We start from the raw sequence: 15,677 nt of genomic DNA on the forward strand, positions 1-15,677 counted from the left end.
ATCATGCAAGCTCGAAAAGGCCCGCTGAGCGGGATGACCGTCGTCACACTCGAACACGCGATCGCCGCGCCGTTCTGCACGCGCCAGCTCGCCGACCTCGGCGCCCGCGTCATCAAGGTGGAACGCCCCGGCGTGGGCGATTTCGCGCGTGCGTACGACCACCGCACCCGTGGTCTCGCATCGCACTTCGTGTGGACCAACCGGTCGAAGGAAAGCCTCACGCTGGACCTGAAGCAACCGGCCGCGCAAGAAGTGCTGGGCGAACTCGTGGCCCAGGCCGACGTGCTGGTGCAGAACCTCGCGCCCGGCGCGGCCGCGCGCATGGGCCTGTCGTTCGATGCGCTGCACGCGAAGCACCCGCGGCTGATCGTCTGCGACATCTCGGGCTACGGTGCCGACGGCCCCTACCGCGACAAGAAAGCCTACGACCTGCTGATCCAGAGCGAGGCGGCGTTCCTGTCGATCACGGGCACGGCCGACGAGCCCTGCAAGGCCGGCAACTCGATCGCCGACATCGCGGCGGGCATGTATGCGTACACGGGCATCCTCAGCGCGCTCCTGCAGCGCGGCGTCACGGGCATCGGCTCGCACGTGGAAATTTCAATGCTCGAGGCGCTGGCCGAGTGGATGGGCTTCCCGATGTACTACGCGTACGACGGCCAGCAGCAGCCGGGCCGCAACGGCGCCGCGCACGCGACCATCTACCCTTACGGCCCGTTCAAGGCCGGCGACGGCCGCGTCGTGATGCTCGGCCTGCAGAACGAGCGCGAATGGAAAGCGTTCTGCGATGTCGTGCTGCGCGACCCGGCGCTCGCGACCGATCCGCGCTTCGACGCCAACGTGCACCGCTCGGAACACCGTGCGGAGCTGAAGGCCGTGATCGAACAGGCGTTCTCCTCCCTCACCGCGCAGGACGTGATCGCGCGCCTCGACGAAGCGCAGATCGCGAACGCCGCCGTGAACCAGGTCGGCGATCTGTGGACGCATCCGCAACTGCACGCGCGCCAGCGTTTTCGCTCGATCGACTCGCCGGCCGGCGAACTGCAGGCGCTGCTGCCGCCCGCCACGGTCGACAGCTTCGACGTGCGCATGGATGCGGTGCCCGCGCTCGGCGAGCACAGCGCGGCCATCCTGCATGAACTCGGGCGCACCGACGCCGATATCGAACAACTGCGCGCCGCCGGCGTGATCTGAGCCATGTCCAAGCCCCTCTCCCCCGTCCAGCACGCACGCAGTCTCCTGTTCGTGCCGGCCACCCGCCCCGAGCGCTTCGCGAAGGCGCTCGATTCGGGCGCCGACTGCATCATCGTCGACCTCGAGGACGCCGTCAGCCCCGACAGCAAGGACGACGCTCGCGCGCAACTCGCGCAGCACCTGCCGCTGCTGACGCCTGAACAGCGATCGCGCACCGTCGTGCGCGTGAATGCGGTCGGCACGCCGTGGCATGACGCGGACATCGCGCTGCTGCGCGACTGGGCCGCGCACGGCGTGATCGTGATGCTGCCGAAGTCCGAAGACGCGGGCGCGCTGCGCCACGTCGCGGCGCAGCTCGGCGAGCACGCGCAACTCGTCGCGCTGATCGAATCGCTGGCCGGGCTCGATGCGGCCGATGCGCTCGCGCGCGACCCGCAGGTCGTGCGCGTCGCGTTCGGACACCTGGATTTCCAGCTCGATCTCGGCATGCGCGCGACACCGGAAGAGCCGGAGCTGGCCTTTGCGCGCAATGCGATCGTGGCCGCGTCGCGCCGCGCCCGCCTGCCCGCGCCGATCGACGGCGTAACCACGCGCACCGACGATGCCGAACGCCTGGCAGCCGATGCGCGGCGCGCACGCGCGTTCGGTTTCGGCGGCAAGCTGTGCATCCACCCGGCCCAGGTTGCCGGCGTGAACGACGCGATGGGCTACTCGGAAGACGAGCAGGCGTGGGCGCGCCGTGTGATCGACGAAGCCGCGAAACACGGCGGCGCCGCGTTCAGCCTGGACGGCCGCATGGTCGATCTCCCGGTGATCCGCGCGGCCGAGGCGATCATCGCCGGCACGCGGAAATAATCGATCGCCGCGCGGCAGGATCCGCGACTCCGGGGGCCTGCCTTGCGACCATCGCGCCCCTCATGCGGCTCGCGCCGAACGCAGCAGCAGGCCAGTCAATCCGACAGGTAGCCAGTTATGGGGAAAACATGGGCGGCGTCCGGCATCCGGACGCCGCCCATCGTCTTGAGCCGCTTTCAGTCGCGTGGCGCCGGGAGACGCTTGCGCGCCCCCCTCGCCGATTTCCCGCTTAGTCTTCAACCGCCCACATGCGCGTCAACTCGGCGGCCTTCATCGCCGGGTTCAACTCACGCAGCGCGGCCAGCAGTTGCCGGGCCCGCTCGGCACCCAGCACGTCCTGGGTCAGGTCCATGAACTTCGCGTCCTGCTCGTGCTCGGGCATCGGATTCGTGTCGGTGCCGATCGGGTCGCCGACGAACACGTGCTCGGTGCGGCCGTCCTTGAACGTCACGGTCACGTCGGCCACGAACTTGCCCGGATACTGCTGTTCCAGCTCGGGCGCCTCGGTGATGCGGATGCTGCGCGCGATCTCGATGACCGGCGCCATGTCCACCTTGCCGGCGAGGTAGTCGCGATGGACCGGATAGCCATTGCCGTGGCCCAGCAGTGTCAACGCCGCCTGGATCGGCAGGCTGAACTGCACGTGCTCGATGTTCTTCGGCGCGTACGCGTTGGCGTTGGCCGTGCCGACGACGACGTTGAAGTGCGGCGTGATCTTCAGGTGGATGTCGGCGATCTCGTCGCGACGCGCCGCGAACGGCCGCAGCGCGTCGATGTACGCATGCGTGCAGTAGCACGCGCAGTACGCCTTCAGCCACACCGTGCCGATCTCGAACGGCCGGTCGATCACGAAGCGCCGCTCGGCCGCGTCGCCGGCCTGCCGCTGCAGCAACGTGCGGAAAAAGCCCTTGTTGCCGCTCAGGAACGCGCGCGGGCCCGTGATGCCGGCGCGGGCCATGTCGGCCGCCGCCATCCCGTTGCGCGTGCCGATGCCCGCATGGATCCGCTTGATGGAGCCGCCGGTGGACGTGTACTCCGTCGTGCCCGACACATGGCTCAGCGCAATCGCCAGCGCGTGCAGCGTCGTTTCGGCGTCGAAGCCGCGCAGCTTGGCCGCCACGGCCGCCGCGCCGAAGTTCGACAGCGTCGCATGCGGGTGGAAACCGCGCTGCAGCAGGTCGGGCGCGGCCAGCTTGCCGATGCGCGCGTACACCTCATAACCGGCTACCATCGCGACGATGATGTCCTCGAGCGACGAACCCAGTTCCTCGCCGATCGCGAGCGCGGCGGGGATCACGCAGCTGCCGGGGTGACTGTAGCTGGGGCCGTGCGCATCGTCGTACTCGAAGCCGTGGCCGTACGAGCCGTTGACGAACGCGGCGTCCGCCGCGCTCATCGTCAGCGCCGATGCGCTGACGCGGCTGTTGCCCGGGCGCTGCTGGGCCTTCGCGTAGTCGAGCAGCTGCACCGACCACGGCAGCTTCGAAATGCCGACCTGCAACGCGATCTGGTCGCGCATCAGCCGGTTGAGGCCGGCGTGCGCATGCGCATCGAGATGCTCGTATTTCAGTTCCTGGATGAAGCGCACCACCGCTTGTTCCAGCGGCGGGCAGTTGTCCGGCGCAACGGGCCGGGTCTCTCGGGTGATGCTCATTTACGGTTCCTCGACATTCAAAATGGGGATGGCCCGGCACGTGTCCGGGCATCCGGTGCTCGTCTCTTCCATCGGGTCAGAACAGGAACGCGCCCTTGCCGCCCGACTGCGCATCGAACATCCGGTACGCTTCGTCGGCCTGGTCGATCTTCCAGTAGTCGGTGAACAGCTGGTCGACGTCCACGCCGTGATCCGCGACGAAATGGATGCATTGCTTCATGCTGACTTCGGAGAACGTGTACGACCCGATGATGGTGCGCTGCTTGCCGATCACGTCCTTCATGCCGTCGACGTTGAGGTTGCCGCCGACGGCCACCAGCGCGATGCGGCCCCACGGGCGCGTGCTGCGCACCGCTTGCTGCCGCGGCACTTCGCCGCCCGCGCAGTCCATCGCGCAGGTCACGCCCAGGCCGCCGGTGAGCTTCTGGATTTCCTCGATCGGGTCCTGCTTGCTGCCGTCGATCACGTGGGTGGCGCCGAACGCCCTGGCACGCGCGACGCGATCGGCTGCAATATCCACGCCGATGACTTCCACGCCCATTGCCGCGGCCAGCTGCACGGCGGACAAACCGACCGGGCCCAGCCCGAACACCGCGAGCGTGTCGCGTGCGCTGATATCGAGGCGCAGCAATGCGCCCCAGGCCGTCCCCGTGCCGCACGAAATGGCCGCGCCGGCGGCGAACGACACTTCGTCGGGCAGGTGGACCAGCGACGTTGCCGGCACCTTCATGTAGTGCGCGTGGCCGCCGTGCTTGATCACGCCGTGAATGTCCGCGCCGTGGCTGCACATCTGCGTCCAGCCGGTACGGCAGTGGTCGCAATGCAGGCAGCCTTCGTAGTGGAACACCGCGACGCGATCGCCCACCTTGAACGCACGCGGATCGACGCCCGCGCCCACCGCGACGATCTGGCCGCAAGGCTCGTGGCCGCCGATGACCGGCGTGTCTTCCGACATGCCGCGCGACGCGAGATCCTTGAAGCCCAGCGAGCGGATCACGTCGGCCGGCTTGTTGCGATAGAAATGCAGGTCGCTGCCGCACATGCCGGAGGCCTTCATCTCGATCACCGCTTCGCCGGGGCCGGGCACCGGATCCTCGAAATCCAGAATCTCCAGCTTCCGTTCGCCTCTGAACACGACGCCTTTCATGTCCTTGTCTCCTGATTGTTGTGCAACGGGGTCGAGCGCATGCGTGCCGGCTCAGCCCAGGTTGATGTAGGTCGCCTTCGGGTACAGGAAGCTCTCGACGTGCTCCTTCCCGCCCTTCCATCCGTAGCCGCTCATCTTCGTGCCGCCGAAGCCCACGGCCGGATCGATCACGCCGTAGCAATTGACCCAGACCGTGCCCGAGCGAATGCCTTGCGAGACCTTGTGCGCGGTCGACAGGCTGCTCGTCCACACGCCGCCGGCCAGGCCGTACGGCGTGTCGTTCGCCAGCTGCAGCGCCTCCTCCATCGTGTCGAACGGGATCACCGAGGCCACCGGCCCGAAGATTTCCTCCCGCGCGATGGTCATGTCGTTGCGCACGTTGGCGAACACCGTCGGCTCGACGAAATAGCCGCGCGCCAGCTCGCCGCCCGGGCGCTGGCCGCCGTGCACGAGCGTGGCTTCCTTGCCGCCGATGTCGACGTAGTGCATCACGCGCTCGAGCTGGCGCTGCGAAATCAGCGGGCCGATCTGCGTATCGGGCGACAGGCCGTCGCCGATCCGGATCGTCTTCGCGAACGCGGCGATGCGCTGCACGAACTCGTCGTGGATCGCGCGCTGCACGAAGATCCGCGTGCCGGCCACGCACACCTGGCCGGTATTGGTGAACACGCCCATCGCCGCGCCCGGCACGGCCTTGTCGAGATCGGCATCGGCGAACACGATGTCGGGCGACTTGCCGCCGAGTTCGAGCTGCAGCCGCTTCAGGTTGCCGGCCGACGCGCGCACGATCGCCTGCGCGGTGCCCACCGAGCCCGTGAAGGCGACCCGGTCGACGTCCGGATGCTCGGCCAGCGCCTGGCCGACATCCTTGCCGTAGCCGGTCACCACGTTGATCACGCCATCGGGCACGCCGGCTTCCATCATCAGTTCGGACACGCGCAGCGACGACAGCGACGCATCCTCGGCCGGCTTGAGCACGGCCGTGCAACCGGTGGCCAGCGCGGGGCCGTAGATCCACCACAGCCCCATCAGCGGGCCGTTCCACGGGATGATCCCGCCGACCACGCCCACCGGCATCAGGTGCTTGAGCGCGGTGAAGCCGGGCGCGATCGACATCGGCGCGGCCTGCACCGTGCCGGCGCCGGTTTGCGACGCGTAGAACTGCAGCAGTTGCGACAGCCATTCCTTGTAGCCGCGCGTGCGCGCCAGCGGTGCGCCCATGTCGAGCGTCTCGATCAGCGCGAGCTCGTCGAAGTGGTCGAGAATGACGTCGTGCACGCGCAGCAGCAGCTTGCGCCGCTCATGCGGCGTGAAGCGGCTCCACGGCCCCTCGAACGCGCGACGCGCGGCCGCGACGGCCCGCTCGACGTCCTGCGTGCCGCCCTTCGCGATGTGGCACAGCACCTCGCCGGTGGCCGGATTGATCGCCTCGATATGCTCGCCGCCGGCCGGTTCGACCCATTGGCCGCCGATCAGCAGTTTCTTGTTGCCCTCGATGAAGCCTGGAATGTTTACGCTCACTGGCGTCTCCTTCGATTTCGTTCTGTTCTGAATGGATGGGTGAAAATCACATGCGCAGCATGATCGACTTGGTCTGCGTGTACGCATCGATCGATTCCTGACCGAACTCGCGCCCCCAGCCCGACTGCTTGTATCCGCCGAAGGCCATCGCCGGATCGGATTCGCCGAACGTGTTGATCCACAGGCGCCCGGCCTTCAGTGCGCGCACCACCTTGTGCGCCCGCGCGACGTCGCGCGTCCACACCGCGGCCGACAGCCCGTAGGTCGTGTCGTTGGCCTGCAGCACCGCGTCGCCCTCGTCCTTGAACGGGATGATCGACAGCACCGGGCCGAAGATCTCTTCCTGTGCGATCCGCATGCCGTTGCGTACGTTGTCGAACACCGTCGGCTCGACGAAGTAGCCCGCGCCGCGCCACGGGTCGCCGCCCAGCCGCAGCGTCGCGCCGCCCTCCTGGCCCACGCCGATGTACGACCACACGCGATCGCGCTGCTTCGCCGAAATGAGCGGACCGAGCTTCGTATCGGATGCGAACGGATCGCCCGCCTTCCACGTCGCAGCGATTTGCGCGACGCGCTCGGCCACCTGCTCGTGAATGCCCTCCTGCACGAACAGGCGCGTGCCGGCCGAGCACACCTGGCCGGAATTGCCGCAGAAGGTCTTCACGGCGGCCTGCACGGCCTTCTCGATGTCGGCGTCGGCGAATATGACGTTGGGCGCCTTTCCGCCGAGCTCCAGCGTCACTTTCTTGAGGTTCAGCGTCGCGTCGCGGGTGATCTGCTTGCCGACCGGCGTCGAGCCCGTGAACGCGATCTTGTCGACGCCCGGGTGCTGCGCCAGCGCGGCGCCCGCGGTCGGACCGTAGCCCGGCAGCACGTTGATGACGCCCGGCGGCAGGTCGGTTTCCTGGATCAGCTCGGCGAGACGGATCGACGTGAGACAGGCCAGCTCGGCCGGCTTGAGAATGACCGTGTTGCCGCAGCACAGCGCGTTCGCGAACTTGATCGCGGCCATCAGGATCGGCACGTTCCACGGGATGATCTGGCCGCATACGCCGAGCGGTTCGCGCAGCGTGTAGATCAGCGTGCTGCCGTCCGACGGGATCGTCGTGCCGAGCACCTTCGAGCACCAGCCCGCGTAGTAGCGGACGATGTCGATGGTCGCCGTCACCGCGGCCAGCGCGAACCACAGCGGCATGCCGTTGTCGAGCGATTCGATCGCAGCCAGTTCGTCGACGTGCTGCTCGATCGCATCGGCGATCTTCAGCAGCGCGCGGGTGCGCGCGTGCGGCGACAACCCGCCCCACGACGGCGCGTCGAATGCGCGGCGCGCGGCGATCACGGCGGCGTCCACGTCGGCGCTGTCGGCCTCGGCCACGCGGCACAGCACCTGTTCGGTCGCCGGGTTGATCGTCTCGAACGTGTTGCCCGACGCGGCATCGACCCAGCGCCCGCCGATGAGCAGGCGCTTCGGGCCGCGGTTGATCCACGCAAGCGCTTGTGTGCGCGCGGCTTGCGCGGCCTCGGTAACTATCGTCATGAATGCTCCGGGTGAGTGAGGTCGCATGTCAGGCCAGCGGCACGTCGACCCGCGTCGACAGCACCGCGCTCAGCGGATTGGCGCGACGCACTTGCGGATCGAAATCGGCCGGCGTGACGCACATGAACAACGTGCGGCCGTCCTCACCGCCCAGCGAGCAGGCGTAGCAGTTGCGGTCGCCGGTCTGGATCTCGTCGAGAATCCTGCCGCCCGGCGCCACGCGCAGCGCGCGCGTCTTCGTGAAATCGGCGATCCAGATCGCGCCCTCCGCATCAGCCGGCGAGATGCCGTCCGGCGCCACGACGATTTCCGCCATCGACCGGATCACGTCCTCGTCCTGCGGCACCGGGCCGAACGTCGCCCAGTCGCGCCGCGCGGACAGCGCGCCGTCGGCCCGGATGTCGAACGCCGACATGCGGTTGCCCCACGACTCGGCCACCACCAGCGTGCGGCCGTCGACGATCGTCGCGCCGTTAGCGAAATGGAGCGGCTCGCTCACCATCGTGACCGTGCCGTCCGGATCGACGCGCGCGAGCCGCCCCGGCCGGCGCGGCGCGCGCTTCATCACGTCGAAGCCCAGGTTTCCGACCCACGCGCGGCCCTGCGCATCCACGACCATGTCGTTGGGTTCGAACTCGAGGTGCGGGGCAAGGTCGGCGTGACGCACGACCGAACCGTCGTGCTCGCGTCGCAGCAATGCGCGGTCGTGCATCGACACGACGAGCAGGCGCCCGTCGGGCAGCCAGCCGATACCCGACGGGCATTCGGGCACGTGCATTTCCTCGCACACGTTGCTGCCGTCCTCCCGCATCGAGTACACGCACTCGGTGTAGAGGTCGCTGAACCAGAAACGGCCGTCGTGCCAGCGCGCGGCTTCGGTATGCGTCATGCCGTCGAGAAGCAGGGTGAGTTGTCTCATTTACCGTTTGTTAGTTAGATCGAGAATGCGGCCGGATCGATATCGATGAGTGCAGCCGCTTGCGACTACAAAAGCCGCGCCAACGGGACATCGACGGCGCTCATGCCGCGCGCCTCACGCCCGTCGGAGGAAGTCATCCGTGTTGAAGCGCAACGCGCGGAGCAATGCGAGCGCGCGTCGCCGTATTGCGTTACCTAACAAACAGTAGTTATTCTATTTTCCCGGACCGGATTTCACATCAGGGAATCCCCGTAGCCCGCACGTTGCACTGCACGAAATTTTCGAAGGATGGAACGCTTCGAACACGGGCATTGCGAACGGCGACGCACGCGCGACTAAATGATCTGGGCAAATGCACGACGCCCTGCGATCGCATCGCGCCTCACCGCTTCTCCCACTGGACTACCGCACCATGCCTGACTCCCTCATCCAGCAGCTCGCGGACTTCACCGCCGGCACCCGTTACGATCAGCTCCCTGCTCCCGTCGTCGATGCGTGCAAGCGCATCCTGCTCGACTCGATCGGCTGCGCGGTCGCCGCCGTCGACGAACCGAAGGGGCGCATCGGCATCGACTATGCGCGACTGACGGGCGGCCACGGCGACGCGACCATCATCGGCACCGGCGAGCGCGTGTCGATGTTCGGCGCGGCCTTCGCGAACGGCGAACTCATCAACGCGCTCGACATGGATGCCGTGGTGCCGCCCGGCCATGTCACGCCGTACGTGCTGCCCGGCGCGCTCGCCGTCGCCGAGACGTCGCATGCGAGCGGCCAGGCGCTGATCGAGGCGATCGCGCTGTCGCACGAAATGTCGTACCGCATCGGCAAGGCGATGGATTACCTGCGCGATACGCGGGACGGCAAGGTCGCGCCGCCGCCCGTGTACGGCTACAGCAGCACCGTGTTCGGAGCGACCGCCGCGATCGTCAGGCTGAAGGCGCTACCGCCCGACGTGCTGCCGAACGCGCTCGGCATCGCCGGCAGCATTGCGCCGGTGAATTCGCAGGTCGCGTGGTTTCAGCACGCCCCGAGCTCGACGATCAAGTACCTGCTTGCGGGCGCGCTCACGCAGGCGGCGATGACGGCCGCGCACATGGCCGAACTCGGCCATCGCGGCGACACGCAGATCCTCGACGATCGCGAATATGGCTTCCCGCGCTTCATCGGCACGCAACGCTGGGAGCCGCAGCACATCACCGACGCGCTGGGTACCGACTGGCGCTTTCCGTCCGAACAGGCGTTCAAGCCCTACCCGCATTGCCGCATTCTTCACGCGCTGCTCGACGGTCTCACTGAAATCGTCGAAACGAACGACATCGCGCCGCACGAAATCACCGGCATCAAGGCCTGGGTCGAAGGTTTCGTCGAGCAGCCCGTGTGGCTCAACCGGAACATCGAACACGTGCACGACGCGCAGTTCAGCATCGCGCACGGCCTCGCGCTCGGCGCGCATCGCCCGCCGCCCGGCAAGGCCTGGCAGGACCCGGCGCTCGTCTTCGGGCCATCCGTGATGGCGCTGATGGACAAGGTCACGCACGAAGTGCATCCGAACTACGTCGAATTGCTGTCCGGCCACGCCGCCAGCCGGCCGGCGAAGCTCGAAGTGTCCGCGCGCGGCCAGACGTTCGTCGACGAGCGGCGTTACCCGAAGGGCAGCCCGTCGCCGGACCCGGCAAGCCTGATGACCGACGACGAACTGATCGCGAAATTCCGTCGCAATGTCGAGGACGTCCTGCCTGCCGGCCGGATCGACGACGTGATCGAGGCGGTCTTCACGCTCGAGCGCGCGGACGACGTCGCGTCGATCATGCGCCTGCTCGGCCCCGATTCCGCCCCTGCCGGCTCGCAGGCACGATCGGCTGGCTGAGCGTGCAGACTTTGCCGTTTCGGCACGGCTGAACACCACGCATCGTGTCGCGGCGACGTACCGCGGCACGAACACACATTCCTCAAGGAGACAATTCGCACAAGCATCGAATCCGGACTCGAAACTCGCAGTGTGCCCTTCGCATCGGACGCTTCGATGCAGGCATCGCCTCGTCCGGATTGATCGACGTCTTTCGCTCGTCGCCGACGCAACACGCCGCCTCCTCCTTCATCAACACCGCGCACACGGTGCGGTCGTGCCCGAACTCGTCCGTACGATCCGCGCATGAAATATCCGGCAACACATTTCCCGCCCGGATTCACGTCGCTGATCCGATCACAAAAAAATCCGTCAGAACGCGTCGTTCCGCTCGACGAAATATGACAACGCGCCATCTCCGCCGGCTGCAGGCGAACGTCATCGATCAAATCCCCGCCACCATCATCGATGCCGGAGAAAATTACTACGCATACCGAATGATATTCCGGATTTTTCCGTCCCGATTGCGCATTGAAGTACGGAACGTACCGATTCACGCAGTCGGGCAGGCGCGAATCCGATGCGGGTTAGACCCAATGGAGATTCAATCCTCTGACATTCACTCTACCGAACGTTAGATTGAGCGAGACGTGATCCCGGCCACCGCCGCCGGAGGATTTCGACACGATTCGCTGCCGCACCGAGTTCACCATCAGCGATTCCTTTCAAGACCATTATTAGATTCGGATAACGAAATGAATGTTCGCCCCATGCCCGGCTGCTTCAAGAAGAAAACGATCCTCGTACTCGGCATCGCGATGCTGCCGGCCTGGACCTGGGCGCAAAGCAGCGTCACGCTCTACGGCACGCTGGATACGGGCTTCCTGTACACCAGCAAGACGCGCAATGCGGCGACCGGCGGCAACAGCGGCAAGCAGTTCGGGCTGATCAACGGCGGGCTGGAACCGTCCAATTTCGGCCTGCTCGGGCAGGAAGACCTCGGTGGCGGGATGAAGGTGACCTTCAAGCTGGAAAACGGCTTCAGCGTGGCCAACGGCGGCAACGACAACAGCAACGGCAACTTCTTCGGGCGGCAGGCGTGGCTCGCGCTCAGTGGCCGCTACGGCGAACTGAAGGCCGGCGTGCAGTATTCGCCGTTCGTGCTCGCGATCTACGAATCCGATCCGCGCAACGCCGGGCAGTTCGGCACCGCGTTCTCGGTCTATGCCGACCAGACGTTCGTGGGCACGTTCAATCCCAACGCGATCACCTATACGAGCCCGCAGATCGCCGGCTTTTCCGCGCGCGCGATGTACGCGCCAGGCGGTGTCGCCGGCGACATTCGCGCGGGGCAGCAGTATTCGGTCGCCCTGCGCTACGCGTATCGCGGGCTCTTCATCAACGCGGCGATGTACGACTCGAGCTCGGGGAACAGCACGGCGACGCTCACCGCGTTCCAGCAGCCGTTCTTCGGGCGCATGATCGGCGCGGGCTACACCTTCGGCCCGGTCACCGTGAAGGGGTCGTTCACCAGCTTCAAGGTGCCCACGACGATCGCCGGCGGCGCCGTGAACGGCGGCACCAACAACATATGGAATCTCGGCTTCGATTACTACCCGGTTCCGCAGCTCGATATCAACTCGGGCGTGTGGTACATCCGCGACCCGCACAACTCGGACAACCGCTCGATCATGGGCGCACTGACGACCCGCTATTTCCTGTCGAAAGCGACGTCGCTGTACTGGGAGATCGGCGCGGCCAACAACCGCGGCACCGAGAAAACCGGGCTGTCGATCGACAACGCGTTGTACGGCACGCGGGGCACGACCATCGGCACCATCGTCGGGATCAACAAGAAGTTCTGATCACACGCAATTCGACCGGAGTACGGAACGTTTCATCGATCCCGATTGACCCGGCTGCATGCCGACGCGACCTTATGCCCATACGGGTCGATTTCAGCGCGGCGCGGCAGCGCGACGCGGGAAGCAACGGATCATGAATACTTCGATGAAGACGGGAACACGCGCGGCTTGCCTGACCGGCACGCCACGGACGTGGCAGACCAGGGACGGGATTCAACTGGCGGGCAGTGCATGGGGCGACCCAACCGGCACGCCCGTCATCCTGCTGCACGGCAGCGGGCAGACGCGCCACGCGTGGACCGGCATGGCCCGATCGCTCGGCGAGGCCGGCTTTCATGCGATCGCCTTCGATGCGCGGGGCCACGGGGATTCGAGCTGGTCGCCGACCGCCAACTATAGCCAGGGCGCGATGATCCGCGATCTCGAGCGCGTGGTCGCCACGCTCGACGGCCGGCGGCCGATCCTGGTCGGCGCCGGGCTGGGCGGCGGCACGGCCCTGCTCGCCGTCGGCGAAGGGTATCTCGACGCGCAGGCGCTCGTGCTCGTCAACATCACACCCCATATCGAACCCGACGGCGCATCACGCCTGCATTCGTTCATGCGGCAGCCCGCGGAAGGGTTCGGGTCGCCCGACGAAGCGGCCGACGCGATCCGCCGCTATCGTTCGCTGCCGGCGCATGCGCTGTCGCACGAAAGCGTGACCCGCAGCCTGCGCTACGACGACGGCAAATACCGGTGGCATTGGGATCCGCTCTTTCTCGCGTGGCCGCGCGACCTGACGCGCCGCCATGCACGCTTTTCGGCGAGCGCCCGCCGCCTGAAGCTGCCGACCCTGCTCGTGCGCGGCGAAGCGTCGGAGATCGTCAGCCAGAACGGCGCGCGCGAATTCCTGAAGCTGTGCCCGCACGCCGACTATGCGGATGTGCAGGATGCCGGCCATACGGTCGCCGGCGAACCCTACGACCTGTTCGCCCATGCCGTGCTGCGCTTTCTCGCCCGCCAGGCGGCACACGACCCGGCGATGCCGCTGCACGCGGCCGCCTGACGCGGCGGCCGCACGGTGGCGCAGGGCCGGCCGCCAGCGGTAGTGCGAGGTCAGGAGGCGGCGAGTTCCGTCTTGCGGCTGCCGCGCCGCGTTTTCGCGGCGGGGGCTTTTGCGGCAGGGGCCTTCGCGGCCGGCCGGACACCTTCGAAGAACATCGTGACGAGCTGGTCCGCGACGTGGTCGAGCGACCCTTTCTTCGGATCGAACCAGGTCTGGACCGAGTTGATGCAGCCGAGCACGAAGACGCGGCACAGCGCGTCGTCGACGTCTTCGCGCAGCCACCCTTCGGCGCGCAGGTCGTCGAACACCGCGGTCCAGAGCTGCTGATGCCGCTCGCGCCGCTTGACCTGGCGCTCCCGCACCTTGTCCGGAAGCTGGGTCAGGAGCCGGCTGTGCGCCAGCGCGTAGTCGCCGAACTTGATCAGCGCGCTCATCTGCCCGATCAGCGCGGCCTTGAAACGCGCGTCGGCCGTCGCACCGGGCGGCAGTGCCGCGAAGTGCTCGTTGATGTGCTGCACGATGCTCTCCGCACCGTGCTCCATCACGACGTCGACCAGCTCTTCCTTCGACGAGAAGTGATAGTAGATGCTGGCCGCCTCGATCCCCGCCTGATCCGCGATGAAACGCATCGTCGTCGCCGCATAGCCCTGCGTCGCAAAGGAACGCGCGGCGAGCCGCAACAAGGTTTCCCGCGTATCCGCGCTGGGATTTACATTTTTCTTACGCACGTTCGTGTATCAGCCGTCTGTTATCAAGCATCAAGATGAATGAGGAAACCGGGTGCCGCATCGGCGGAGCCGGGCCCCGCGGCAGCGCGCGCCATGTCCTCGCGATACTGCCTGATCCTCTCGCCCACCGCCATCCGGTACAAAACTAATGTTCGAGAGGGTAGCCCAATTTCACCAGGCGGGCCAGCGCATCGGGTTGCCGTCGGCCGGCGTGCCGAGTGCGCGTCATCATCGTCACGATTGCCTGAATCTCCCGATTGAGGCGAAACCGCTCGACGTCGCGCGCACCGTCACCCTCGATACGCGCGCCGAGCGGCATGCCGCGCGCGGCGTCACTGTACGGAACGGCGCGCGTGCGCACGTTGACACTCGCGTCCGCACCGGCGAAGTTTGAAGCATCGTCGGGCTGCCCGATCCGCCCGCCCTTCCCCTTCAGCCGACCTCGTCACGCCCATGCATCCATCGACCACCCCGTTCACCCCCGCCCCGACGAATTCCGGCAGCCGGCTTCCCGGCACGCCCGACCCGATGCACCGGTGGGAAGGTGCGGACGGCGTGCGGCTCGCCGGCGATACGTGGGGGCACCCGGACGCGCCGCCGGTCGTGTTGCTGCACGGCGGCGGCCAGACGCGTCATGCCTGGGGCGGCACGGGCGAACGGCTGGCCGACGCCGGCTACTTCGCGCTCGCCTACGACGCGCGCGGACACGGAGACTCCGACTGGAGCGCCGACGGCGACTACGACCAGGATGCATTCGTCCGCGATCTGCGCCAGATCGTCGCCACGCTCGGCGGGCGCCGCCCCGCGCTGATCGGCGCATCGCTGGGCGGCGGCACGAGCCTCGTCGCGATCGGCGAGCATCAGGTCGACGCGCGCGCGCTGATCCTCGTCGACATCGTGCCGTACACCGAACCGACCGGCGTCGCACGCATCCGCACCTTCATGGCACAGAACGCCGACGGGTTCGGCTCGCTCGACGAAGTCGCCGATGCGATCGGCCGCTATCGCTCGAACCGCACGCGCCCGGGCAATCCGGCCGGCCTGTCGAAGAACGTCCGGCTCGGCGACGACGGCCGCTATCACTGGCACTGGGACCCGCAGTTCCTGGCCCGCACGATCGACCTGCCGTCGCGTCACGCCCGCTTCTCGGCCTGCGCACGCAACCTGACGCTGCCCACGCTGCTGGTGCGCGGCGGCAGTTCGGACGTGGTCAGCGAAACAGGCGTGCGCGAATTTCTCGAACTCTGCCCGCACGCCGAATACGTGAACGTCGCCGCCGCGGGCCACATGGTCGCCGGCGATCGCAACGACGTGTTCGGCGAGGCCGCCGAGGCGTTCCTGATGCGTCACGTCAACGCTGCCTGAG

The 15,677-nt window shown here is 67.2% G+C and carries 13 protein-coding genes; 6 read left to right on the forward strand and 7 right to left on the reverse strand.

The annotated features are described in order from the left end of the window. Positions 1-3: 3 nt before the first annotated feature. Together BCEP18194_RS03810 and BCEP18194_RS03815 are read left to right on the forward strand one after the other, a co-directional pair. Entirely contained in the window at positions 4-1,194 is a 1,191-nt protein-coding gene (locus BCEP18194_RS03810) for a CaiB/BaiF CoA transferase family protein (RefSeq protein ID WP_011349988.1), read from the forward strand. Positions 1,195-1,197: 3 nt separating this feature from the next. Then, positions 1,198-2,049 carry an HpcH/HpaI aldolase/citrate lyase family protein gene (locus tag BCEP18194_RS03815; protein ID WP_011349989.1) on the forward strand — a complete coding sequence of 284 codons (852 nt, stop codon included), beginning with the start codon at positions 1,198-1,200 and terminating at the stop codon, positions 2,047-2,049. A 229-nt stretch (positions 2,050-2,278) separates the two neighbouring features. On the opposite strand, the gene BCEP18194_RS03820 is transcribed toward BCEP18194_RS03815, so the two are convergent. From BCEP18194_RS03820 to BCEP18194_RS03840, 5 genes are all read right to left on the reverse strand, one after another. Continuing rightward, the gene (locus BCEP18194_RS03820; protein ID WP_011349990.1) at positions 2,279-3,703 is read right to left on the reverse strand and encodes an MmgE/PrpD family protein; all 1,425 of its coding nucleotides are present in this window, start codon (positions 3,701-3,703) and stop codon (positions 2,279-2,281) included. Between the two features lie 76 nt (positions 3,704-3,779). Next, positions 3,780-4,850 carry a zinc-dependent alcohol dehydrogenase family protein gene (locus BCEP18194_RS03825; RefSeq protein WP_011349991.1) on the reverse strand — a complete coding sequence of 357 codons (1,071 nt, stop codon included), beginning with the start codon at positions 4,848-4,850 and terminating at the stop codon, positions 3,780-3,782. A 51-nt stretch (positions 4,851-4,901) separates the two neighbouring features. After that, the gene (locus BCEP18194_RS03830) at positions 4,902-6,458 is read right to left on the reverse strand and encodes an aldehyde dehydrogenase family protein (protein WP_011349992.1); all 1,557 of its coding nucleotides are present in this window, start codon (positions 6,456-6,458) and stop codon (positions 4,902-4,904) included. After that, the gene (locus tag BCEP18194_RS03835; protein ID WP_011349993.1) at positions 6,418-7,908 is read right to left on the reverse strand and encodes an aldehyde dehydrogenase family protein; all 1,491 of its coding nucleotides are present in this window, start codon (positions 7,906-7,908) and stop codon (positions 6,418-6,420) included. Before BCEP18194_RS03835 ends, BCEP18194_RS03830 begins: the two co-directional genes overlap by 41 nt. A gap of 28 nt (positions 7,909-7,936) precedes the next feature. Continuing rightward, a complete protein-coding gene (locus BCEP18194_RS03840) occupies positions 7,937-8,827 on the reverse strand; it encodes an SMP-30/gluconolactonase/LRE family protein (RefSeq protein ID WP_011349994.1) in 891 nt (296 codons plus the stop codon). Between the two features lie 412 nt (positions 8,828-9,239). Here BCEP18194_RS03840 and BCEP18194_RS03845 point away from each other — a divergent pair, with 412 nt between their 5' ends. From BCEP18194_RS03845 to BCEP18194_RS03855, 3 genes are all read left to right on the forward strand, one after another. Further along, on the forward strand, positions 9,240-10,694 hold the full coding sequence (locus BCEP18194_RS03845) for an MmgE/PrpD family protein (protein WP_041492483.1): 1,455 nt from the start codon (positions 9,240-9,242) through the stop codon (positions 10,692-10,694). A 734-nt stretch (positions 10,695-11,428) separates the two neighbouring features. Continuing rightward, positions 11,429-12,538: a porin gene (locus tag BCEP18194_RS03850; RefSeq protein WP_011349997.1), complete on the forward strand. Its 1,110-nt coding sequence runs from the start codon at positions 11,429-11,431 to the stop codon at positions 12,536-12,538. 133 nt (positions 12,539-12,671) lie between these two features. Further along, on the forward strand, positions 12,672-13,583 hold the full coding sequence (locus BCEP18194_RS03855) for an alpha/beta fold hydrolase (RefSeq protein ID WP_011349998.1): 912 nt from the start codon (positions 12,672-12,674) through the stop codon (positions 13,581-13,583). A 50-nt stretch (positions 13,584-13,633) separates the two neighbouring features. Here the strand turns inward: BCEP18194_RS03855 and BCEP18194_RS03860 are convergent, their stop codons facing one another. Both BCEP18194_RS03860 and BCEP18194_RS03865 read right to left on the reverse strand, forming a co-directional pair. Then, positions 13,634-14,266: a TetR/AcrR family transcriptional regulator gene (locus tag BCEP18194_RS03860; RefSeq protein ID WP_011349999.1), complete on the reverse strand. Its 633-nt coding sequence runs from the start codon at positions 14,264-14,266 to the stop codon at positions 13,634-13,636. Between the two features lie 190 nt (positions 14,267-14,456). Further along, positions 14,457-14,672: a hypothetical protein gene (locus BCEP18194_RS03865; protein ID WP_041492485.1), complete on the reverse strand. Its 216-nt coding sequence runs from the start codon at positions 14,670-14,672 to the stop codon at positions 14,457-14,459. A gap of 92 nt (positions 14,673-14,764) precedes the next feature. Between BCEP18194_RS03865 and BCEP18194_RS03870 the strand changes: the two genes are divergently transcribed. After that, positions 14,765-15,676 carry an alpha/beta fold hydrolase gene (locus tag BCEP18194_RS03870; RefSeq protein WP_011350000.1) on the forward strand — a complete coding sequence of 304 codons (912 nt, stop codon included), beginning with the start codon at positions 14,765-14,767 and terminating at the stop codon, positions 15,674-15,676. Position 15,677 lies beyond the last annotated feature (1 nt).

The organism is Burkholderia lata (assembly GCF_000012945.1).
GTDB lineage: Bacteria > Pseudomonadota > Gammaproteobacteria > Burkholderiales > Burkholderiaceae > Burkholderia > Burkholderia lata.

Coding starts and splice junctions, on each gene's coding strand:
- BCEP18194_RS03815 (WP_011349989.1), top strand. CDS start 1,198: ATGTCCAAGCCCCTCTCCCCCGTCCAGCACGCACGCAGTCTCCTGTTC.
- BCEP18194_RS03850 (WP_011349997.1), top strand. CDS start 11,429: ATGAATGTTCGCCCCATGCCCGGCTGCTTCAAGAAGAAAACGATCCTC.
- BCEP18194_RS03840 (WP_011349994.1), bottom strand. CDS start 8,827: ATGAGACAACTCACCCTGCTTCTCGACGGCATGACGCATACCGAAGCC.
- BCEP18194_RS03825 (WP_011349991.1), bottom strand. CDS start 4,850: ATGAAAGGCGTCGTGTTCAGAGGCGAACGGAAGCTGGAGATTCTGGAT.
- BCEP18194_RS03855 (WP_011349998.1), top strand. CDS start 12,672: ATGAATACTTCGATGAAGACGGGAACACGCGCGGCTTGCCTGACCGGC.
- BCEP18194_RS03870 (WP_011350000.1), top strand. CDS start 14,765: ATGCATCCATCGACCACCCCGTTCACCCCCGCCCCGACGAATTCCGGC.
- BCEP18194_RS03820 (WP_011349990.1), bottom strand. CDS start 3,703: ATGAGCATCACCCGAGAGACCCGGCCCGTTGCGCCGGACAACTGCCCG.
- BCEP18194_RS03830 (WP_011349992.1), bottom strand. CDS start 6,458: ATGCGTACACGCAGACCAAGTCGATCATGCTGCGCATGTGATTTTCAC.
- BCEP18194_RS03845 (WP_041492483.1), top strand. CDS start 9,240: ATGCCTGACTCCCTCATCCAGCAGCTCGCGGACTTCACCGCCGGCACC.
- BCEP18194_RS03835 (WP_011349993.1), bottom strand. CDS start 7,908: ATGACGATAGTTACCGAGGCCGCGCAAGCCGCGCGCACACAAGCGCTT.
- BCEP18194_RS03810 (WP_011349988.1), top strand. CDS start 4: ATGCAAGCTCGAAAAGGCCCGCTGAGCGGGATGACCGTCGTCACACTC.